The following is a 21,318-nucleotide window of genomic DNA, read 5'->3' as shown; positions in this document are numbered from 1 at the left end:
ACTTCTGTTCGTCATTTCTTTGTCTTTTTTAAAATTACTTATACCTTACCTATTTTAGCACAACAACCTTTTATTTTTAAGGTTTTTAAAGATTAATCCATTAAAACTTTTATTAAGTTTAAAACTCTTTTATTCTTCGTTTAAATCTTCATTATCAACAGTTTCATGACTGTCTTCCTGAGCTCTTTCTTCAGATACAAAAGGTGTGAAAAACACCCCTACTTCCATGTCAATAATGCCTTTTTGGCCACCCAACTCCTCAAGTATAACAGGATAATAGTTCATTTTGCTAATGAACTCATTGAGGTTAGCTTTCACTTGATTGCCATCATTCATATGGATTGTAATAGAATACGGATTTTCCTCGCTTCCTTTATAGGTGATTTCAGATATACTATCTTGAATATCACTAGAGGCCTTACTAAATTCTGTAATAAACTTATTTAGTGTAGATCCGGACTCGAAGCCTTTAATTAACGGGCGATTTCCTAGTGGAACCGTTAAGTCATCTAATAAAATGACACCATTTTCTAAAACACTCTGATAGCGATTGCCATTGTCAATGTAAGCGACCGTTTGATAATCAGCTACGTGAACAACAATATCATTTATGCCTTGGATACCAACATCTGCCATTCTGATTTGAGGTAAAGCAGCTTGAATTTGTGCTTCAATAGCAACGCGATTAGACAGTGTTCCGATTACAGTTTGTTTGGATGTAATCTGGCTCGCTTCCATAATTAGTTGCTCTGGAACAATGGTTTCCCCTTCAACATAGAGTTGGTTAACTCTTCCATAAGGAGAAAGCAAATATCCGCTTGTTGATAAGCCAAGCACAAAAAAAGCATAAAGCCATAAGTAATGAGGCTTTTTAGATGTCGATGAATCGTTATGATCAGCTACCTCTCTTATAGAAGAACTGTATACCGGCTTACTATCTATTGGTTTCCTTTTTTTCTGCTTAGCTTGCTTATTTCGTTGAAACACCTTCCTACACCTCCTCAATCATCAGCCTATCTTAGTATCATTATCTATTCTATCCTAAGATAGGCCCTTTTTGTTGTTAGTATTGTTTCGTTCATTTTACATTATTGTGTCATCAGTTCATCTACTAGCTGGTACAGACGGTCGGCCGCATCAGGAACACCTAATGCTTTAGCACGATCTGCCATAGCTGCTCTCTTTTCATCATCCGACAACAAATCATCAATCAAAGTAAACAGGCTACTGCCGTTTAAGTCTTTTTCTTCTAAAATTTCAGCAGCTTGGTTATGAGACAAACTCTCTGCATTTTTCAACTGATGGTTATTGGTGACATAAGGACTCGGAATTAAAATACTTGCTACTCCTAGAGCTGTTAATTCAGTTAGTGTGGTTGCACCACTTCGGCAAGCAACTAAATCAATGCTCTTAAACAAAGCAGGCATATTCTCAATATAAGGAACAACCTTTACATTCGTAATGGTTGGCTGAATCATCTCAATTTGAGCTTGAATAGCATCAAAATGACGCTCTCCTGTCACTAACAACGCTTGATAATCTTTATCTTGGAAATGCTTAGCAGCTTCAATCATTGACTGATTGATTTTTTCTGCTCCCCGACTGCCCCCAAAGACAAGTACGGTAGGACGCGTATCATCTAAGCCAAATTCAGAAAGCGGTGTTGTTTCACTTATTTGAGCAACTTCTTGGGCACGTGGATTTCCTGTGACAATTAGTTTGTCGGCGTATTTTTGAAAGTCATCTTTAGCATCTTCAAAACAAAGCGCAATTTTATTAACATAGCGAGCTAAAAATTTATTTGTCACACCGGCAACTGAGTTTTGCTCGTGAATAATCGTTGGGATATTAAGTTTGGCAGCTGCGTATAGAACGGGTGCACAAACGTATCCACCTGTTCCAATCACCACGTCGGGTTGAAAATCTTTAATGATTTTTTTTGATTTAGAAACACTCGTTAACATTAAATAAACTGTTTTGAGGTTATCTAATGATAAGGAACGTTTTAAACCTTGAATCTCAACAGACTTAAAGGCAATCCCTGCTTTAGGGACTATTGTACTTTCTAACCCTTTGTCTGTACCGACATATAAAAATTCAGCATCTGGGTGCTGTTCTTTAATCCGTTTTGCTAATGCTAACGCTGGATAGATGTGACCACCTGTTCCGCCACCTGATAGTAATAGTTTCATAAGTATGAGAGCTAAATTAGCTCGTCACCTCTTTTCATAGTTAAATTTATTCTAAGCCTTCAACTGCTTCAATAAATTGGTCTCCTCGAATTTCAAAGTTTTTATATTGATCCCAACTCGCACAAGCTGGTGATAGGAGGATGATATCATCTTCTTGACTAATCTGATAAGCTTCTGCTACAGCAGTTGTCACATTGTCAGTTAATATAATCGTTGAAATGCCGGCTTTTTCACCAGTTGCTTTTAATTTATCTTTTGTTTCACCAAACAGAACCATTGCTTTAACAGCTGTTAAATGAGGTAACAGTTCATCAAAGCCATTGCCACGATCAAGTCCACCTGCTAGTAGGATAACGTCTTTATCGGGGAAACTAGTTAATGCTGTTTGAGCTGCGATGATATTTGTTGATTTTGAATCATTATAGAACGAACGACCATTCACGTTTTTGACAAACTGAATGCGGTGTTTAACGCCGCCAAACTGTGACAAGGCTTCTGCAATATAAGCGTTGTTCATTTCTTTCAATTTAGCAACGGCTACTGCTGCCAATGCATTTTCAACATTATGGCTACCAGGCACACGAAGTGCTGAGAGTGGACAGACTGCTTCGTCTTTGAAATAAATCATGTCATCTTTTATGTAGACACCGTTCTCGACTTCAGTTTGACGCGAAAATGGAATAATCTGGGCTTTAGATTGCTTAGATAGTTCTCTTAATTCCTCTTGGTCCCAATTTAAGATTAAGTAATCTGCTTCAGTTTGATTTTCAGTGATTCGTAATTTTGCCTTTACGTACTCTTGTCGCGTGCCATGGTAGTCAAGGTGTGCTTCTGTAATATTCGTAATGACAGCAATTTTTGGATGAAGTTGGTCAATTCCCATTAATTGGAAACTCGATAATTCCATAACAATATCATCACCCGCTTTAGCTTCTTGGGCTACAGCAGAAGCTGGAATACCAATATTCCCTGCTTTATATGCCTTCCCGCTTGAGCGTTTATAGTCTAATAATTCCTGAATCATTGTCGTTGTTGTTGTTTTCCCATTTGTTCCTGTAATAGCAATTAATTCTGCTTCCATAATAGCAGCTGCTAGTTCAACTTCCGTTAAAATAGGAATCTCTAGTTCGGAAGCACGTTCTAACATAGGATTACTGTAAGGTATGCCTGGATTTTTAATGATATAAGAAAAATTCTCATCTAGTAATTCTACTGGATGGTGACCTGCAATCACTCGAATACCTGATGCGACTAATTCTTGAGCATCAGGATTATTTTCAAGTTCTTTAGCATCATTGACGGTTACGAGTGCGCCTAATTTTAGTAATAATTTTGCAGCATGAAAACCACTTAGGGCAAGTCCTAGAACCAGTACTTTCTTATTTTTAAACACTGTATCTTTCATCCTATGCTTCCTCCATTATACGATTAGTAATAGGCCTAAAACGGCTGCAATAAGTCCCACAATCCAAAAGGTTGTAACGACACGCCACTCACTCCATCCACTCATTTCAAAATGATGATGAATCGGGCTCATTTTAAAGATTCTCTTGCCAGTCAGTTTGAACGATGTCACTTGCATCATCACGCTAGCAGTTTCGATAACAAAAATTAAGCCAATTAATAAGAGGCTCCATTCTTGATGTAACGATATAGAAACAACCGCTAATCCCGCTCCTAGTGCTAGAGAACCGACATCTCCCATAAATATTTTGGCTGGCTTTTTATTGAAAACAAAGAAGCCTACTAACCCACCAATAACAGCTAGACAGAAAATCAATACTTCTACTTGATTTTGTAGATAAGCAATATAAGCATACGCAGCGTAAGCAACACTAGCTGTTCCAGCTACTAATCCATCTAATCCATCTGTTAAGTTAACCGCATTTGAAAAACCAGTAATCCAGATAATAGTAAAGACAGCAAAAAGCACCCAACTTTCTACACGCCCAATAAATGGCAATGCAATGGTTGGTGCAGCGCCGCTTAAATAAAACAAACCAACAAAAAGAATGGAACCCACGATTTGGGCCAAGAATTTTTGTTTAGATGTTAAGCCTTCATTCTGTTTTTTAAAGATACTAATAAAATCATCCCAGAAACCAATAAGTGCAAAAAATAAAAGAACAACAATCAGCATGATCATTGAATAGTTAAAAACAGTTTTCCATACTGCTGTCGCAATCATAATTAAAATGGCAGCAATAACAAAAACAACACCACCCATAGTTGGTGTTCCACTTTTAGCTTCATGCCATAAAGGTCCTTCTTCTCTTGTCGTTTGACCAAACTGTCTAATCTTTAAATAGCCAATATAAATCGGCATGATGCTGATTGTCAGTGCAAAGCTAAAGACAAACGGTATCAGCATTTCTGTCCACTCCATAATATTCCTCCTCGAAATGTTCACGAAACAGGAAGCACTAGTTGCTTCCTGTTTCGTATGACATTATAGCCTAACATTTCCTATTCTAAAATAATTTTGATTGATTCTTCAACATTAATTAATGAACCAGCATTTAGTTGTTGGTAAACGACATAACCGTCTCCCTCAAATTCGAAGCTCACACCTGTTAATTCGGCAATTTTTAAAACATCGTCTTTGGACCAACCACGTACATCTGGCATAGTCATTGCGCCTTCAGTCATTAACACAACTTTTTGGTTGAAGAGCGCTTCAGTCTCATTATAAGGAAACTGTTGGACAATTCTACTTCCACTACCGATTAGACTAACAGATGAAAAGCCTGCTGCTTCTAAAGTTGAAATAGCTTCCTCTTTTGATTGACCTGTTACTTTTGGTATCATACCTTTTTTAGTTGTACCATCCGTTTCAATTCCTAATTCGCTGTAAGAAACTGCTCGGGTCATCATCGGATTAAAGACATCTGTTAAATAGTTGACAAAATTTTTATCTGTATTATTTTTTGGCATTTTTAAAGTGACATATAGAATGTAATCAGGATCTTCAGCTGGTGCAAAACCAACTGCTGAATACAGATATTCATATTGTCCTGTATAATATAATCCTGTCTCCGGATTAACTAATTCTGCTGTCCCAGTTTTAACACCGACTGTGGCATTATCAATCGCATAAGCAGAGGCTGTTCCATAGTCTTCATAAACAACAGTAGTCAAATAATCTAATACGACACTAGCTGTCTCAGCTGTAATTGGAGAGGATAGTTTTTCAGGCTCAATGATCGTTTCTTCTCCTGTTTCAGGATCAACAATTTTATGAATATAGTTTAGCTTCATCATGTCTCCACCATTAGCAACGGAAGTAAAAGCTTGGATAAGCTGGAATGGTGTTACGGTTACCCCTTGTCCAAATGAGGTATTTGCCTTTTCCAATGGGTAGTCATAGTTATAATGACCTGTCGCTTCATTTGCTAGCTTGGATTCTGTTGGTGTTGTCATACCAAATGCTTGCATGTATTCTTCCCAAACATCATAACCCATTTCTTGAACGAGTTTCACAACCATGACGTTACTTGAACGTCCAAAACCTTCTAAGTATGAAATTGGTCCCCAACCAACTAAGTTGTAGTCGCTAATCTTGCCGCCTTCTACCTCAATCGAACCTGATTGATAGGTATCATACGGACGAAAAATACCTTCATTGATTGCAGCAGCAATCGTCAATATTTTAAAGGTTGAGCCCGGCTCAAACGCTTCTTCCACTAAAAGGTTTTGCCATCTCTCATCGATGCCTTCCATTGTAGTCGCATTGAAAGTCGGACGTTGTGTCGCTGCCATAACGGCTCCTGTTTTAGGATTCACTAGCATGGCAACCATTTCTTCTGGCTCCGCCTCTTCATAAACCTTTGTCATCAATGTTTCCAAATAGGTTTGTAGCCTCATGTCTAAGGTTAGATAAATCTCTTTCCCATCAATCGGTTCTTCAAGAACCACTTCTGTCCCTGGGATACCATAACCTTGCGAATCTTTTTGATCGGTCACTTTACCATCTTGACCATTTAATAAATCATCAAAGGCTTGCTCAATTCCCATCATCCCTACCAAAACGCTATCTTCTGATTCAGAATCAACAGCAGCATAGCCGACAAGATGAGATGCAAAGACACCATTTGGATAGAGACGAGATGGCGTTTCTTCAAAGAAAATACCATTTAACTCCTCTTCTTCAATAGCTGCTTTTATACCATAACTTAAATTAGTACCTGCCAAACCAAATTCAACTTGGTCGACATTTTCTTGATTTAATAGAGATAGAATCTCACTGTTTGACATATCAATATGCTTCGCTAATGCTTCAGCTGTTTGTTCTTTGTCAATGATGTGCTGTGGATTTTTTTCGTCTTGGCTCCATTTATCTGTTAAAACGCCAACTAACGAATAAGAAGTAGCATCCATAGCAATAGGATTGCCACCAATATCATAGATGGTTCCTCTTTTTGCAGGCAGGATGCTACTTCTTGAATACAAGTTATCAATTTGTTCACTTAAATCTACACCGTCTACCTTTTTAGTTAACATAATGGTTGAGAAGCGAACAACAAAGATCAGGAACATCAATCCCGTCAGCAGCATCATAATTTTAGTCATTATACGACGGTTCTTTTGGGGGTTATTCTTATCCTTCATTCGTTTACATTCCTTATGTTAGTTTCATTCATTTTTAAACCGAGTTTTTCTGCAATCTCCATAACTCGGTTGTAGCGTGATAATTCTTGAACTTCTTGACTTAAATTATTATTTTCAGTTGTAATCATGACATTTGTTTGTTGTAAATCTTGATAGCTACGATTCTGATTTGACAGTGTGACTTGTGTAATCAAACTGCTAAATAACAATATAATTGCTGTAACCCCAACCACTGTCATCGTCATGATTTCTTTTTTTGTAATGATGCTTGGTTTTTTACTAGGTCTAACTATCTCAGGAGACTTTGGCTCTTGGCTTGGCTGCGGACTATAGTTCGGTAGCGTTTGGTTATAAGTAGACTCTGCATATTCTGGTGTTGCCAAATATCCCACTCCTTCTATTTCATGCGTTTAAGTCCTATTTCACTCGCTCAATAATACGTAGTTTCGAACTTTGTGAGCGTCTATTCTCAGACAATTCAAAGTCTGACGGTAAAATAGGTTTACGGTTTACCAAGCGGAAGTCAGCTTCAATATCTTTTGGTAAAACAGGTAGATTAGCTGGTACATCCATAACAGATGATGCTTCCTTAAACATAACTTTAACAATTCGGTCTTCCAATGATTGGAAGGTAATAACGCTCACACGTCCCCCGATGCCTACCATCTCTAATGCATCTTCTAATGAATCTGAAATAGCAGATAGCTCATCATTTACAGCGATACGCAACGCTTGGAAAATACGCTTACCCGGATGTCCTCCTTTACGTCTAGCAGGAGCTGGAATACTCTCACGAATAATATCAACAAGTTCTCCAGTCGTTACAATCTGATGGTCTTCTCTCTCACGTTCAATACGTCTGGCAATTTGCTTCGAAAACTTCTCTTCTCCGTAACGGAAAAAGATTTTTACTAAAGCTTCATAGGGCCATTCATTCACAATTGTCATAGCAGTTAATTCTTGGTCTTGATTCATTCTCATATCGAGCGGCGCGTCAAAACGGTAGCTAAAGCCACGTTCTGCTTGATCAAGTTGCGGTGATGACACACCTAGGTCATAAAGAATACCATCAACTTTTTCAACACCTCTTGTTTCTAATTCTTCTTTTAAATAACGGAAATTTTCTTTAATTAACGTGACTTGCCCTTTTTCAATGTAAGGAGCTAGTTCGCGTTCTGCGTTCTCAATAGCGATACGATCTTGGTCAAAGGCATATAAGTGACCGTTTTCGTTTAATTTTTCTAATATTTTACGACTGTGGCCTGCGCCACCAAGTGTGCAATCAACATAAATACCATCTGGCTTAATTGCTAAACCTTCAATTGATTCATCAAGAAGGACACTGTAATGTTCAAATTCAGTCATATTTTCACCTACAATCCAAAATCAATCATACTCTCAGCAATGTCTTCAAACGAGTCTGCTGCCATATCAGCAAAATCTTCCCACTTCGTATCACTCCAAATCTCAATACGATCTGACACGCCGACAACACGACATTCTTTTTCAATTTTTGCATACTCAGCTAAATTGGCTGGTACATTAATTCTTCCCTGTTTATCAATTTCTGCTTTAGTTGCAGCAGAATAAAAGAAACGGACGAATGCCCGAGCATCTTTTTTTGCTAGGGGCAGTTGTTTTAGCTTTTCTTGAAGGATTTCCCACTGTTCCATTGGATAACCAAATAAACACCCATCCAAACCTCTTGTTAGGATGAACGACTGACCAAGTTCTTCACGGAACTTAGCTGGCATAATAATACGACCTTTTGCGTCCATATTGTGTTTATATTCGCCAATCAGCATGAGAAATCACCCCACTCTACAATATGAATTCAGTCTACCACATTCCCCCACTTCCCACCACCCTATTTCACAAAAATGCAAAAAAAAATCCTTTTTCTGATTAAATTCAGAAAAAGGATTGATTTTAAAAGATTTACCAACTTTTAAGTTGGTGGGGAATTTTCCCACTTTTTGATTGTTTTATGCTTTAGACATGTCTTCCAATTGGAAATGGGTGGTTTCAACAGCCTGCAATAATGCTTCTGCAGTATCCAAGGACGTCAAACACGGAATATTATTTTCCACAGTTTCTCGACGAATAAGGAACCCAGCTGTTTCACTTGTTTGCCCTGTTGTCATCGTATTCACCACTAAGTTGATTCTTCCATTGTGAATCGCATCTAAAATAGCATTATTATTAGCGTTGATTTTATCAATCGTTTCTACCTCAAGTCCAGCTGCTTCTAAAGTTTTCGCAGTACCTTTTGTTGCAATTAAGCGGTAGCCAGCACGAGCAAAGCGCTTGGCAATCGCTGTCGCTTCTTCTTTATCTTTATCAGCTACAGTCATTAAAACTGCCCCATAAGCCGGCACACGAACGCCTGACGCAACGAACCCTTTGTATAAAGCCTTTGGTAAGTTGATATCCTTCCCAATTGCTTCCCCTGTGGATTTCATTTCTGGCCCTAATACGGTATCAACCTGTTTCAGCTTGTTAAAACTAAACACTGGCATTTTGACATAGACGCCATCTTGATCGTCTACAAGGCCTGTTGTATAGCCAGCCTCTTTTAAACTTAGCCCCAAAATACCCTTCATAGCTAATTTCGCCATCGGGATAGCAGTTACCTTACTTAAAAACGGAATGGTCCGGCTAGAGCGCGGATTTACTTCAATAATATAAACACGTCCATCACTAATAACAAATTGAATATTCACTAAGCCTACCGTATTGAGTCCTTGCGCCACTCGAATCGTATAGTCTTCAATCGTTTTCCGTAGCTCTTCACTTAGTCGTTGCGGTGGATAAACAGCAATCGAGTCACCAGAGTGAACGCCAGCACGTTCAATATGTTCCATAATACCTGGAATCACGACTGTTTCGCCATCACAGATGGCGTCCACTTCTAACTCTTGCCCTACTAAGTAGTGGTCAACTAGAACTGGTCTGTCAGGACTAGCAATAACAGCTTCCTTCATGTAACGCTCAAGGTCAGCTTGATTGTAGACAATCTGCATCGCACGTCCACCAAGTACATAAGACGGTCTAACCAAAACAGGATAGCCAATCTCATCAGCAACTGCTACTGCTTCTTCAACAGTAACGGCTGTTTTACCAGGTGCCTGAGGAATCTCTAAATCACGCAATAACTGTTCGAATAACTTACGGTCTTCTGCTCGGTCCAAGTCTTCGAGACTTGTTCCTAAGATATTAACACCATATTTAACCAGTTTGTCAGCTAGATTAATAGCTGTTTGACCACCGAACTGAACAACAACCCCTTTAGGTTGCTCCAAATCAATAATGGTCATGACATCTTCTTCCGTTAACGGCTCAAAGTAAAGCTTATCCGATACCGAGAAGTCTGTTGAAACAGTCTCTGGGTTATTGTTAATAACAATCGCTTCATAACCCGCTTCTTGAATCGCCCAAACAGCATGAACGGTCGCATAATCAAACTCCACACCTTGCCCAATACGGATTGGTCCCGAACCCAAAACAATGATTTTTTCACGTTCACTTGGAATTGATTCCTGTTCAGTTTCATAAGTACTGTAGAAATAAGGCGTTGAAGATTCAAATTCACCCGCACAGGTGTCAACCATTTTAAAAACAGGCACGATGCCATTTGCTTTACGCAAGTTATAAACGGCTTCAGTTGGCATATCCCATAGTTCAGAAATAATTTGATCGCTAAAGCCATATTTTTTAACGTCAGCCAATAGCTCTAAATCATTTGGATGCTCAACTAATTCCTTTTCAAGATCAATAATATGTTTAAATTTATAAAGGAAGAAGAAATCAATGGTACTCCACTCGTGAATAGTCTCAACGGTTACACCACGACGCATTGCCTCTCCTATATAGAATAAACGTTCATCACAAGCAAGACGAATATGAGATTCAATCTCTTCCATGGTTACTGATTCAGCTTGGGCTTGTGGCAATCCTAAATGGTGCACACCGTATTCTAACGAGCGAACAGCTTTTAACATTGACTCTTCAAAGGTATGGCCCATTGCCATTACTTCACCAGTTGCCTTCATTTGTGTTCCTAAACTACGGTCGCCCTTTTCAAATTTATCAAATGGAAAACGCGGAATTTTTGAAACAATATAGTCTAGTGTTGGCTCAAAAGCAGCGTATGAAGTCCCTGTTACCGGATTTTTCATTTCATCAAGGGTTAAGCCAACAGCAATTTTTGCTGCCATTTTAGCAATCGGATAACCGGTTGCCTTGCTAGCTAATGCTGACGAACGGCTGACACGCGGGTTCACTTCAATAACATAATAATCAAAGGAATGTGGATCGAGTGCGAGCTGCACATTACAGCCACCTTCAATTTTTAGCGCTCTAATAATTTGCAATGACACATCACGTAGCATTTGATGCTCTTTATCTGACATGGTTTGCGCTGGTGCAACAACAATAGAATCTCCCGTATGAACGCCAACAGGATCAACGTTCTCCATGTTACAGACCACAATCGCGTTGTCATTGCTATCGCGCATGACTTCGTATTCAATCTCCTTGAAGCCTGCAATTGATTTTTCAAGCAAACATTGGGTTACAGGTGAATAGCGTAAACCATTTGCTACAATGTCACGTAATTCTTCTTCATCGTTACAAATACCGCCACCAGAACCCCCCATAGTAAAGGCAGGACGCACAATCAGCGGATAGCCCACCGTTTCAGAGAAAGCCACTGCTTCCTCAACCGTATGAACAATATCACTTTCTGGAACTGGCTGATTTAACGTCATCATTAATTGACGGAATAAATCACGGTCTTCAGCCTGTTCAATAGAACTCAACTTCGTTCCTAATAGTTCCACTTGAAATTGCTCTAAGACACCAGCGCGATCAAGTTCAACAGCCATATTTAAGCCTGTTTGACCGCCAAGCGTTGGTAATAAGGCATCTGGTCTTTCTTTACGAATAATATTGCTAATAAATTCTAACGTTAGCGGCTCCATGTAAACTTTGTCTGCAATCTCAACGTCCGTCATAATGGTCGCTGGGTTTGAATTCACTAAGATAACACGGTAACCTTCTTCTCTTAATGCCAGACAAGCTTGCGTACCAGCATAATCAAATTCTGCGGCTTGTCCAATAATAATTGGGCCAGACCCTATTACTAGAATGGTTTTAATATCAGTACGTTTAGGCATGAACAGTTCCTCCTTGAGCTGGCTGTAAAGCAGCTATAAATTCATCAAACAGATAGTTTGCATCGTGCGGACCTGGTGCCGCTTCTGGATGGAACTGAACCGAGAAAATTGTCTTGCTCTTATGTTTTATACCTTCATTTGTACCGTCATTTAAAGCTGTATACGTGGCGATAAAATCAGTCGCTTCTAAACTTGATTCATCTACCGCGTAGCCATGGTTCTGGCTTGTTAAAATAATGTTGTTTTTTTCTAGATTTTTAACAGGATGATTGCCGCCACGATGACCAAATTTTAATTTGTAGGTTTTAGCTCCCGCTGCTAAGGCGATTAACTGATGTCCCAAACAAATACCAAATAGTGGCAAATGGTCTTCTGTAATCAGCCCCTTAACGGTTTGAACCGCTTCTGGAACAGCTGTAGGGTCCCCAGGTCCATTACTTAACATAACACCATCTGGCTGGTAAGCAAGAATAGCTTCTACTGTTGTGTTCCAAGGAACAACGGTTACGCGACAGTCACGTTTTAACAGTTCAGATAAAATGTTTTCTTTTGATCCGAAATCAATTAAAACGACATGTTTGCCGTTACCGTCATAGGTTTTCGCCTCAGTTATTGATCGTTTTTCAATCTCATCTTTCGGTAATTGATAGCTTGTTAAGGATGCAATGGTCTCTTCTAAATGATCAATCGTGTTAACTAATGCCCCCCGCATGACGCCAGCACGACGAATTCGCTTAGTAATACTTCTCGTATCGACACCTTGAATCCCTGGAATACCAAAATCTTTTAATGCTTCATCTAATGTTTTGGTTGATCGGAAATTACTAGGGTGATCTGCGACTTCGTGAACAACCATCCCTTTTAAACCAGGATGAACGCCCTCATAATCGTCCTCATTGACACCATAATTACCAATCATTGGATAAGTAAATGTAATAATCTGTCCTGCATACGATGGATCTGACAATGTTTCTTGATAGCCAGTCATACCTGTGTTGAAAACAAGTTCCCCAAACGTCTCCCCCCCGGATCCGAATGCGTAACCTGGGTAATAACTACCATCCTCTAAAACTAAATATCTGCGTTGCTTCATATTGTTCCTCCCGACTTTAATAGTAACAGTCCAACTTTCAGCCTCGCATGAAACATTTGAATGTAAGAAAAACGCACCTATTCCAGGCGCGTTTTAACGGTCGTCTAACATCAATCGTTTAGCATGCCTTGTTAGCCTCTCTGTGCTAAGTTAAAGACTTTCGCTATCTTCATATCTCGTATGAGAGATAGCTGAGTTTAATTTTAGAATATTCTCACTTATATTTCAATTGATTTCTATTAAAAAGTGAAAAAAGATTTATTTTTCAACTTTCCGATCCATCTTTGCAGGATTTGTCTTGTTTTATCTTTATCGCATCTTGATAAGCTTCTTTTAATTGTTTTCCAATTTCTTTGATATCGCGTTGTTGCACGGCTTGTAAACTAGTTTGTTGCAAGGACGGCCAGTCTCCTTCTAAAATATGGTTAATTGCCGTATAAAAACTCTCTTGATCACTCGCTTTATAAAGGTGACTAGCATCTTGATAGTCTGCGTAAATAGGAATGTCTCTAATGAGACAGGTCTTCCCCATCGCCATCGCCTCTAAAAGGACAATGCCTTCTGTCTCCTCATAAGTAGGAAAGAAAAATAAATCGGTCCCGGCATAAGGTGTTGGTGTTATGACAATGTCACCCAAGTTATAACACCTGATACTCTATTTCCTAAATAACGGCGACAATACATTAGAAAATAAAAAAGAATTTCTAAAATCTTCTTCTGTTGAATGTGCATGGTAAACAACTGCTATCCCTTTTTTATTCATTCGCTTGGCAAGTTAGAGTGATTTGAAAAAATAAGTATTAATATGAACACAATCAAAAGAATCTTTAGGATCAGTCGTATAAGCTACTTGATTAATTGCTAGTGCTTTTTCTGATGGCTGATTGCTCTTCCTAGGCCTGACTTTTCAATCCATTTCATTGCTTCTGAATATAACAGTATCTTCACCTTAACCACCTCTGCTTCGTTGTTAACCTAGCCTCTTATCCGTTGAACAAGTCTTGCAGCAACAATAGCATAATACATGATAAAACCAATTATAAAGGCAATTTTTAACCACACTGAAAATACTTTATTTGCTTTAACTGTTTTTTTAGAAAAATCAAAATAGAGTGTGACCAATAATCCTAAAGCAAAAACAAGAAGGATATAATTTGGTAAGAGACTGTATGTTAGCAAGCGTACACTCAGTAGGTGAATCCCTAATAAGAGTATCGGCATAGTTACATCTGTCACAGATAATTTAAATGTTTTATAGTGTAAAAAAGGTTTGCAAAACAGGGAGATGATGATAATTTCTAAAAGCGGGAAAAGATATAAAAATACTTCAAATAAATCAATAGTTTGCAAGCCATCACGTCCTTTCGTTCATTTATTCTAACCGATACTATTATTATAAGCTAAGTATAAGCTGAAAGCTTAATGAAATGAAGTAGCAGCAATTTTTGGTAACAAAAAAACCGAGGATATAATATCACTCGGTTGAATCGTTTTGGAATTATGCTTCGTTTGATACAACTTCTTTGCCGTCATAGTGACCGCATGAAGCACAAACGTGGTGGCTCTTTTTAAGTTCACCACAATTTGGACAAGCATTCAATCCTGGTACTTCTAATTTAAAATGAGTACGTCTTCTAGCTTTACGTGCTTTTGATGTTCTTCTTTTAGGTACTGCCATTTCCTTACACCTCCCCATAATGTTGCTGCTTTAGCAGCAGGTAGAACTTTATCTTTCGTTTTCTTCGTCTTCCAGAAGAGCCTTTAGATCTGCTAAACGCGGATCGACTTGACCTTCTTTTTCTTGCGCCCGTTTTTGCTGGTAATCATCTTCAGACACAACTGACCAATTAGCGCCTTTCGGCATCTCTTCAGAGCTGAGCTCTTCTTCAGTGAAAACTTGAACAGGAATATTCAATAGAATCATATCTTCTATTGCTGGTGTCAAATCAACTTCATTATTCTCAATTGGAATAATCACATCGACTGACTCTTCTGAAGCGTCAAATGACGATTCATCTTCCACGTAAGTCTCAAAAATTGGTACAGTTACCTTCAATTCTACCGGCTCCAATGAACGTGACGAAGGTAGGGTGATCGTATAATCGATCTGGAAATTGGCAAGTACTGATCGGTTTTCATATAATAGAAAACCAGTTGCTTTAATATCTGAAACTGCCAGGATTTCTCTATCCCTTTTCATCAGTGACGCTTCACAATTGACTGTTTCGTCAAATTGTAGTGGTTCACCACGATGTTCTTGGATTTCTTTTAAGGTCCACTTCATTTCCTTCACCCCTAAAATAACAAATTGAATTATACTAGTGAAAAAATTGTTTGTCAATGGCTTTTACTTTACAAGCTATAGAAAAGTTTCTCATTTAACTCTTAATAACAATTGGTGCACGCGTATAATTTTGTTCAGATTGTTTTAACTCCAAGCCAAATTGATAAATTTGATCAGCTTGAATCTCTTTTTCATAATAGCTATGATTTTTTTGAGACACATTTGTCAAAATCAGACTATTGGTTGTTTTTTTTATCGCTTTTAAATGGCGACGCCCTTTTTCAGTAAAACCTAGTACACGGATAAGTGGTGGTTGTGAAAAATAACTCGCAACCATTTCTTTTCGAATATCGAGTAAAACATACACCGCTAGCCGTTGTAGTCTAACCCAAGTCCAACGTTTATTTTTTACTAGATTGATAAACAAATCAAAAGAATCTGCTTGTGCGGCATATTTTTTTAAGCGATGCTCAATTCCCTCTTCCATTTGATAAATCAAACGTAACTCTTCTGGACTAAGAAGCAACAAACGATAGCGTAATAATGGCCAGAAATGAGTCCAACTGGCAGCTGGACTATGAGCAATAGAGCTCTCATCCTTTAGCGGCATCCACTGTTTGGCTTCAGCAAACTTTCTGCTATGAATTAATTGTCGAATAGCTGTTCCGCTAGCAAATTGTTGTTCTCGATCAAGCTCCCCTTGATGACCAGCACCCATGCGTTCCACAAGATAGGCTTCCATGGGTCTAGTTGCCCTCAGATTTGCTTTCAAGTAGGCTAAACCTAATTGGCTGTTTGCTTTCCAAAACGTCTCTGGTAGGCTACTAGAGCCTAAGACAGCTTGAATCGCATCAGTCATTTGGCTCGCATATGTCCGTCCATCGTTTCGAACACTTTGAAAAACATGGTTAATAGCGGCTTCTTGTTGAATCAACTGGTCAGCTAACTGAATTAATCGTTCACCATCGGCCGTCTCTGCTCCAAATGAAAAGCTGTCACAACCAAGCGCATCAAGCAGATGAATGCCCGCCTCAGCAAATAAATCTGATGATTGAACACTTCCTAAAACCGACTGTTCAACCACTAAGTCGGCACCATTTTCTAGTGCTGCCTTAGCCCGCTCCCACTTATCAAAAATGGCTGGTTCACCTCTTTGAGTGAAATTACCACTCATCGCAATAATCATCACATCCGCTTGAGATTGCTTGCGCGCCTGTTCGATCTGATAAGCATGCCCATGATGAAAAGGATTATATTCCGCTATAATGCCACAACTTTTCATTTCATTCATCCTAACGCATTTGCTATTTTTTCGCTGCGAAGAACCAGCGCGTTGTTGTTTCATCAACAGGTGATTCACCAAACTCAGCTGTTAGTTCTACTGAAGAAAATCCAGCTTCTTTTAATAGTCGTTGATAGGTTTCAAGTGGGAATGAACGCTCTTGATGAATTTCCTGCAGTCGATCGAAACGACCATCTTCATTCTCCACAAAGAAAGTCAAAACATGCTCGACCGAATGATCATAATCACCGATGAAACTCTCCCACAAAAAGACCTCTGACTCTTCCTGATAGATATACTGATACCCTGGAAAAACGTGGTCCATTTGAAAAAGCGAATGGACATCAAATAAAAATGTCCCACCTTCACTCAAGTTACGATGAACCCCTTCAAAAACTTGCAAGAGGTCTGATTCTTGATGCAAATAGCATAACGAATCAGAAAAACAAGTCACCATATCAAAAGCTTGAATGTCTGGTAATTCCCTCATGTCACCTTCTATGAGTTGTATCTCTTGGCCAGCTTCTTCTATCCGTTCTTGAGCAAGTGACAACATATCAGCTGACAAATCATAGCCCGTCACATCATGACCCGCCTCAGCCAATTTAAGCGCAATAATACCTGTTCCACAAGCTAACTCTAAAATGGCTAGCTGTTCTTTAGATTGATGGTGGCGTTGACGGTAACCTTCCACAAACGACAACCATTGATCATAGACGGTTTGATCCATTACCATATCATAAAAATGTGAAAAAATGTTATAGCTCATTATTTACTAATCATAGCGCTGATATCAACAATCGGCGCATCACTCCATAATTTTTCCAAATTGTAGTATGAACGCTCACCGGAACTAAAGACATGGACAACCACATCTGCCAAATCTAATAATACCCAGTTTCCTGAGTCTTTTCCTTCTTGGTTTTTAATCTCGATGTTATTTTTGTGGGCTTCATCGACAACGCCACCAATAATCGCACCCATTTGGCGCTCGTTACGACCGTTCATAATCACAAAGTAGTCGCCTAAAGTCGTTAATCCACGTACATCTAAAACGGTAATATCTTCTGCTAGTTTATCATCTGCTGCTTTCACAACGACTTCTAAGATTTGTTCACTGTTCAACATATGTTTCCTCCTATTTTCCCATCCATTTATTATAGACATGGAACGTTTCTGGGTAAATCACAATTTCTTTTTGTATCAAATACAGCAATGTTTGTTTAATTTTATAAACAACTGCTGATTCTAACGTTTGATCAGCCAGTCGTCTTGCTTCCTCTACACCTGGAAACTGGCGACCTGGTTCAATATAATCTGCTATAAAAACAATCTGACTCACTAATGGCATCATTTGGCCGCCAATAGTATGTTGAGCTATAGCATCCAAAATCGATTGGTCGTGAATACCAAATATCGTTTGAGCATAATAAGCTGCTGCAGGTCCATGCCAAATTTGACTTCCGAAGTCTAATAGCTCGCGAGGCAAATCACCTTGATCAACTAAGACTTCAATATCTGCTCTCGGAATATCTTTGGCGTAATCATGTAAAATGCTCGCAAGACTAGCCGCTTCAGTTTCCGCACCATAGTGATCAGCTAATCTGATAGCTGTTTCTTCTACTCTTAAAATATGCTCGTAACGTGCTTCAGTAACATTACGATTAACAGCCTCTAAAATGGCATCGCGTGTCCAAGTCGTATAACGGTTTGAATACAGTGGCTTAGTCATTTACATACAGCCCCTCTTCCTTAATATAACGCTCTACACCCTCAGGAACAATATACCGTAGCGGACGGCCACAGTTAACCATCGTTCTAATCTTAGTGGAACTAATATCCACTAAAGGAGAATCCACCCAAATAATTGGATAAGGGCTCGTATCTGGATAACCAGGTCGAACAACTCCAACAAAATGAACGAGCGTCATAAGCTCATCAATTCGTTCCCACTTTGGTAAATAGGCAACCATATCGCCACCAATAATAAAATAGTAGTCTGTATCAGGATTTTTCTCAATTAGTTCCTTCATCGTATCAATGGTGTAGCTTTTACCGCCGCGCTTTAATTCTACATCTTCTAAGGCAAACAAATCATTATCTGCAATTGCACGCTTAACCATTTCTTCTCTATGCTTGCCGTCAATAAAAGGCTTCTCGTCAATGTGAGGCGGTTCCGCATCTGGCATAAAGTAAACCTTATCCAAAGCCAACTGCTGCCCAACTTGCTGAGCAATGATCAAATGACCTAAATGTGGCGGATTAAATGTCCCACCAATAATGCCTACACGCTTGCGCTCTGTAGTCACCTCTTGTGGCTCAACACTCGTCTTTTCCACTACAATAAATTCTGGTATCTGAACATCAAACAACTTGACCATGACTGAAAATTCCACCTTTCTAGAATGCGATTCGCTTATATTTTCTTAACTAAAAGAGACAAACGTTGGTTCTTCTCTTTTGATGACTCACGGAAAAAGATAATTGTTTTACCAATTTGTTGAACGACAACTGCGCCAACACGTTCTGCTACTTCAACTGCGACATCAGCAGCTACCTCATCAGTATTTTGAAGCAAGCTCACTTTAATTAATTCTCTTTTTTCTAAGGCTTCATCAATCTGTCTAACAATTTCATCAGACAAACCACCCTTACCGATTTGGAAAATCGCTTGTAAGTGATGCGCCTCTTTCTTTAAAAATTGTTTTTGTTTTCCTCTTAATTCCATAATAAACCTCTTCCTTAAATAATCTGCTCTCTAATAACAACGTCTACGCCTTCTGGCACCCAAGCTGCCACTTTACCCGGTTTTTGAACGGCTACCCAGCCCAAACCAGAAAAGACAATATCTGACGGTTCTTTAACTTGGAATTCTTTACGAACCAACTTCGGAAAGTCACCAATGTTAGCTTCATTAGGCGGCTGTAACAACCCACCCTTATGCTTATCATAGAAGTCAGTGGCTTTTTCAAGCTTAGTCCGATGAATCTTCAAATCATTAGCAAAATAACAGGTAAATGAAGAGCGTTCGCCCTCAACAAAATCAAATCGTGCCACCGCACCCATAAAGAGTGTTTGTGCTGGATTCAATTGGAAAGTGACAGGTTTCATTTCCTTTTGTGGAGACACAATCGTTAAATCTTCTGCCGTTAACACATGAGCCATTTGGTGGCGGTGAATGATTCCCGGTGTATCGATTAATGATGCACCATCGTCTAAAGGAATCTTAATTAAATCAAGCGTTGTCCCAGGGAAGCGTGATGTTGTAATCACATCTTCTTTACTTCCGGTAGCAGCTTTAATAATTTGATTCATAATAGTTGACTTACCTACGTTCGTCACACCAACCACATAAACGTCACGACCTTGGCGGTTTTCTTCAATAATTTCCAACAAACGATCAATTTGAGTAGCCGTCTTACCACTCACAAGTGCCACATCAAATGGACGAAGCCCAACTTGGTGCGCTTGTTGTAACATCCAATGTTTCACACGAGAATGCTTCACTGATTTTGGTAAAACATCTACCTTGTTACCAACCATCAAGACAGGATTAGATCCTACAAAACGGTGTAAGCCTGGAATCATACTGCCGTACATATCAAAAATATCAACTACGTTCACAACTAAGGCATTTTTCTCTCCAATTTGGTTTAACATTTCTAAGAACTCATCGTCCGTAGCAGAAACCTTTTCCAATTGGTTATAATGACGCAAACGGAAACAGCGTTGGCAATATAATTCGCCACTCTCAAGTCCTTTTTTCAAGGCACTCATCGGTGTATAACCGCGTTCTGTTTTATGGTCTGTTTGAATCTGTGAACCACAGCCAATACAAAACAGTTCTTCTTGTTCTAATTCTTCTATTTCTTCCCTAGTCAAGTCGTTTCCTCCATTTCATATCTGGGTCGTCTTTTAGTAATTTTTTCATAATAATCCGTTCGAAGAAGCGATTAATACGTGTATTCCAAGCATCCGAATTCAAAATCGGTATCACCAAAATCGTTTTCAGTCCTAAACGATTAGCACCGAAAATATCGGTAATCAATTGGTCTCCAACCATCACACATTGGTCCATTGGCACACCAGCTTGTTCTATTGCTTGACGATAACCTTTCTTTAAAGGCTTAAGTGCTCGCGGAATATAGTGAAGCTTTAAATGCTCTGCTACCTTTTGAACACGGTCTCCCTTGTTGTTTGAAACAATCGTAACGTGAATATTATTTTCTTTCATTTCTTCAATCCATGCTAGTAACTCTTCTGTACCATTTGGATTATTCCACGCAATCAGTGTGTTGTCTAAATCACAAAAGACTGCCTTGATATTGTGTTTTTCTAATTGCTCAGCTGAAATTTGATAGACACTTTCTACCATCCACACAGGCTTAAATTTATTAAACATATTGACTCCTTCTCACAAAAAGAAGAGGCTAGGATAAGAAATAAACACAGCGTTATAATAACGCATTCTTTTAGTGCCAATCCAACCTCACGCTCTATTTTTTTTAATGATTATGAACACATTATTTTACCTTAATTATATAAGAATAGCAAAGAAATACAAGAAAAGCCTGTTTCTTCTGAGTAGTCGCTCATAATAATAAGAAAAGCGGACAAGTCCGCCTTGGCCTATGAAAAAATAGGAAATTTGACCCTGAATTGTCAGGAGACTTCACGCTTCA

General features: G+C 38.9%; 22 protein-coding genes. All 22 read right to left on the bottom strand.

Annotated features, from left to right (window positions below; translation table 11 throughout):
* Positions 1-129 precede the first annotated feature (129 nt).
* Positions 130-987: a cell division protein FtsQ/DivIB gene (locus G7057_RS09195; RefSeq protein WP_166163095.1), complete on the bottom strand. Its 858-nt coding sequence runs from the start codon at positions 985-987 to the stop codon at positions 130-132.
* A 101-nt stretch (positions 988-1,088) separates the two neighbouring features.
* On the bottom strand, positions 1,089-2,192 hold the full coding sequence (gene murG / locus G7057_RS09190; RefSeq protein WP_166163092.1) for an undecaprenyldiphospho-muramoylpentapeptide beta-N-acetylglucosaminyltransferase: 1,104 nt from the start codon (positions 2,190-2,192) through the stop codon (positions 1,089-1,091).
* 46 nt (positions 2,193-2,238) lie between these two features.
* On the bottom strand, positions 2,239-3,597 hold the full coding sequence (murD, locus tag G7057_RS09185; protein ID WP_166163089.1) for a UDP-N-acetylmuramoyl-L-alanine--D-glutamate ligase: 1,359 nt from the start codon (positions 3,595-3,597) through the stop codon (positions 2,239-2,241).
* A 15-nt stretch (positions 3,598-3,612) separates the two neighbouring features.
* A complete protein-coding gene (gene mraY, locus G7057_RS09180) occupies positions 3,613-4,578 on the bottom strand; it encodes a phospho-N-acetylmuramoyl-pentapeptide-transferase (RefSeq protein ID WP_166163086.1) in 966 nt (321 codons plus the stop codon).
* Between the two features lie 80 nt (positions 4,579-4,658).
* The gene (locus tag G7057_RS09175; protein ID WP_166163083.1) at positions 4,659-6,800 is read right to left on the bottom strand and encodes a penicillin-binding protein; all 2,142 of its coding nucleotides are present in this window, start codon (positions 6,798-6,800) and stop codon (positions 4,659-4,661) included.
* On the bottom strand, positions 6,797-7,183 hold the full coding sequence (ftsL, locus tag G7057_RS09170) for a cell division protein FtsL (protein ID WP_166163080.1): 387 nt from the start codon (positions 7,181-7,183) through the stop codon (positions 6,797-6,799). The genes G7057_RS09175 and ftsL overlap by 4 nt, the downstream gene beginning before the upstream one ends.
* A gap of 34 nt (positions 7,184-7,217) precedes the next feature.
* Positions 7,218-8,165, bottom strand: a complete 948-nt coding sequence (gene rsmH, locus G7057_RS09165; protein WP_166163077.1) for a 16S rRNA (cytosine(1402)-N(4))-methyltransferase RsmH — start codon at positions 8,163-8,165, stop codon at positions 7,218-7,220.
* Positions 8,166-8,173: 8 nt separating this feature from the next.
* A complete protein-coding gene (gene mraZ, locus G7057_RS09160) occupies positions 8,174-8,605 on the bottom strand; it encodes a division/cell wall cluster transcriptional repressor MraZ (RefSeq protein WP_166163074.1) in 432 nt (143 codons plus the stop codon).
* Positions 8,606-8,785: 180 nt separating this feature from the next.
* Complete coding sequence (gene carB, locus G7057_RS09155) at positions 8,786-11,977, bottom strand: carbamoyl-phosphate synthase large subunit (protein WP_166163071.1); 3,192 nt, start codon at positions 11,975-11,977, stop codon at positions 8,786-8,788.
* The gene (carA, locus tag G7057_RS09150) at positions 11,970-13,070 is read right to left on the bottom strand and encodes a glutamine-hydrolyzing carbamoyl-phosphate synthase small subunit (RefSeq protein ID WP_166163068.1); all 1,101 of its coding nucleotides are present in this window, start codon (positions 13,068-13,070) and stop codon (positions 11,970-11,972) included. The genes carB and carA overlap by 8 nt, the downstream gene beginning before the upstream one ends.
* 265 nt (positions 13,071-13,335) lie before the next feature.
* Positions 13,336-13,707 (bottom strand): glycosyltransferase, encoded by a 372-nt coding sequence (locus tag G7057_RS11890; protein WP_227004592.1) that lies wholly within the window; start codon positions 13,705-13,707, stop codon positions 13,336-13,338.
* A gap of 338 nt (positions 13,708-14,045) precedes the next feature.
* Positions 14,046-14,420, bottom strand: a complete 375-nt coding sequence (locus G7057_RS09140; protein ID WP_166163065.1) for a DUF3397 family protein — start codon at positions 14,418-14,420, stop codon at positions 14,046-14,048.
* A gap of 148 nt (positions 14,421-14,568) precedes the next feature.
* The gene (gene rpmF, locus G7057_RS09135) at positions 14,569-14,748 is read right to left on the bottom strand and encodes a 50S ribosomal protein L32 (protein ID WP_126111115.1); all 180 of its coding nucleotides are present in this window, start codon (positions 14,746-14,748) and stop codon (positions 14,569-14,571) included.
* A 48-nt stretch (positions 14,749-14,796) separates the two neighbouring features.
* On the bottom strand, positions 14,797-15,354 hold the full coding sequence (locus tag G7057_RS09130) for a YceD family protein (protein WP_166163062.1): 558 nt from the start codon (positions 15,352-15,354) through the stop codon (positions 14,797-14,799).
* 94 nt (positions 15,355-15,448) lie between these two features.
* A complete protein-coding gene (locus G7057_RS09125; protein ID WP_166163059.1) occupies positions 15,449-16,636 on the bottom strand; it encodes a nucleotidyltransferase in 1,188 nt (395 codons plus the stop codon).
* A gap of 22 nt (positions 16,637-16,658) precedes the next feature.
* Complete coding sequence (locus tag G7057_RS09120; protein ID WP_166163056.1) at positions 16,659-17,405, bottom strand: class I SAM-dependent DNA methyltransferase; 747 nt, start codon at positions 17,403-17,405, stop codon at positions 16,659-16,661.
* Entirely contained in the window at positions 17,405-17,764 is a 360-nt protein-coding gene (gene rsfS, locus G7057_RS09115) for a ribosome silencing factor (protein WP_166163053.1), read from the bottom strand. The genes G7057_RS09120 and rsfS overlap by 1 nt, the downstream gene beginning before the upstream one ends.
* Positions 17,765-17,774: 10 nt before the next feature.
* Positions 17,775-18,368: a bis(5'-nucleosyl)-tetraphosphatase (symmetrical) YqeK gene (gene yqeK / locus G7057_RS09110; protein WP_166163050.1), complete on the bottom strand. Its 594-nt coding sequence runs from the start codon at positions 18,366-18,368 to the stop codon at positions 17,775-17,777.
* Positions 18,361-19,008, bottom strand: coding sequence for a nicotinate-nucleotide adenylyltransferase (locus tag G7057_RS09105; protein WP_373836141.1), 648 nt, complete (start codon positions 19,006-19,008; stop codon positions 18,361-18,363). The genes yqeK and G7057_RS09105 overlap by 8 nt, the downstream gene beginning before the upstream one ends.
* Positions 19,009-19,052: 44 nt before the next feature.
* The gene (gene yhbY / locus G7057_RS09100; RefSeq protein WP_166163044.1) at positions 19,053-19,364 is read right to left on the bottom strand and encodes a ribosome assembly RNA-binding protein YhbY; all 312 of its coding nucleotides are present in this window, start codon (positions 19,362-19,364) and stop codon (positions 19,053-19,055) included.
* Between the two features lie 14 nt (positions 19,365-19,378).
* Entirely contained in the window at positions 19,379-20,518 is a 1,140-nt protein-coding gene (yqeH, locus tag G7057_RS09095; protein ID WP_227004591.1) for a ribosome biogenesis GTPase YqeH, read from the bottom strand.
* Entirely contained in the window at positions 20,511-21,038 is a 528-nt protein-coding gene (locus tag G7057_RS09090) for a YqeG family HAD IIIA-type phosphatase (RefSeq protein ID WP_166163041.1), read from the bottom strand. Before G7057_RS09090 ends, yqeH begins: the two co-directional genes overlap by 8 nt.
* Positions 21,039-21,318: the final 280 nt, after the last annotated feature.

Source organism: Jeotgalibaca arthritidis, assembly GCF_011100465.1.
Lineage (GTDB): Bacteria > Bacillota > Bacilli > Lactobacillales > Aerococcaceae > Jeotgalibaca > Jeotgalibaca arthritidis.
Note: the sequence above shows the minus strand (reverse complement) of the source record. Positions and strands in the feature narration are given on the sequence as shown.

Bases quoted from the DNA above. Each gene is read 5' to 3' on its own strand.
- murG (WP_166163092.1), bottom strand. From the start codon at position 2,192: ATGAAACTATTACTATCAGGTGGCGGAACAGGTGGTCACATCTATCCA.
- murD (WP_166163089.1), bottom strand. From the start codon at position 3,597: ATGAAAGATACAGTGTTTAAAAATAAGAAAGTACTGGTTCTAGGACTT.
- mraY (WP_166163086.1), bottom strand. From the start codon at position 4,578: ATGGAGTGGACAGAAATGCTGATACCGTTTGTCTTTAGCTTTGCACTG.
- G7057_RS09175 (WP_166163083.1), bottom strand. From the start codon at position 6,800: ATGAAGGATAAGAATAACCCCCAAAAGAACCGTCGTATAATGACTAAA.
- rsmH (WP_166163077.1), bottom strand. From the start codon at position 8,165: ATGACTGAATTTGAACATTACAGTGTCCTTCTTGATGAATCAATTGAA.
- mraZ (WP_166163074.1), bottom strand. From the start codon at position 8,605: ATGCTGATTGGCGAATATAAACACAATATGGACGCAAAAGGTCGTATT.
- carB (WP_166163071.1), bottom strand. From the start codon at position 11,977: ATGCCTAAACGTACTGATATTAAAACCATTCTAGTAATAGGGTCTGGC.
- carA (WP_166163068.1), bottom strand. From the start codon at position 13,070: ATGAAGCAACGCAGATATTTAGTTTTAGAGGATGGTAGTTATTACCCA.
- rpmF (WP_126111115.1), bottom strand. From the start codon at position 14,748: ATGGCAGTACCTAAAAGAAGAACATCAAAAGCACGTAAAGCTAGAAGA.
- G7057_RS09130 (WP_166163062.1), bottom strand. From the start codon at position 15,354: ATGAAGTGGACCTTAAAAGAAATCCAAGAACATCGTGGTGAACCACTA.
- G7057_RS09125 (WP_166163059.1), bottom strand. From the start codon at position 16,636: ATGAAAAGTTGTGGCATTATAGCGGAATATAATCCTTTTCATCATGGG.
- G7057_RS09120 (WP_166163056.1), bottom strand. From the start codon at position 17,405: ATGAGCTATAACATTTTTTCACATTTTTATGATATGGTAATGGATCAA.
- rsfS (WP_166163053.1), bottom strand. From the start codon at position 17,764: ATGTTGAACAGTGAACAAATCTTAGAAGTCGTTGTGAAAGCAGCAGAT.
- yqeK (WP_166163050.1), bottom strand. From the start codon at position 18,368: ATGACTAAGCCACTGTATTCAAACCGTTATACGACTTGGACACGCGAT.
- yhbY (WP_166163044.1), bottom strand. From the start codon at position 19,364: ATGGAATTAAGAGGAAAACAAAAACAATTTTTAAAGAAAGAGGCGCAT.
- G7057_RS09090 (WP_166163041.1), bottom strand. From the start codon at position 21,038: ATGTTTAATAAATTTAAGCCTGTGTGGATGGTAGAAAGTGTCTATCAA.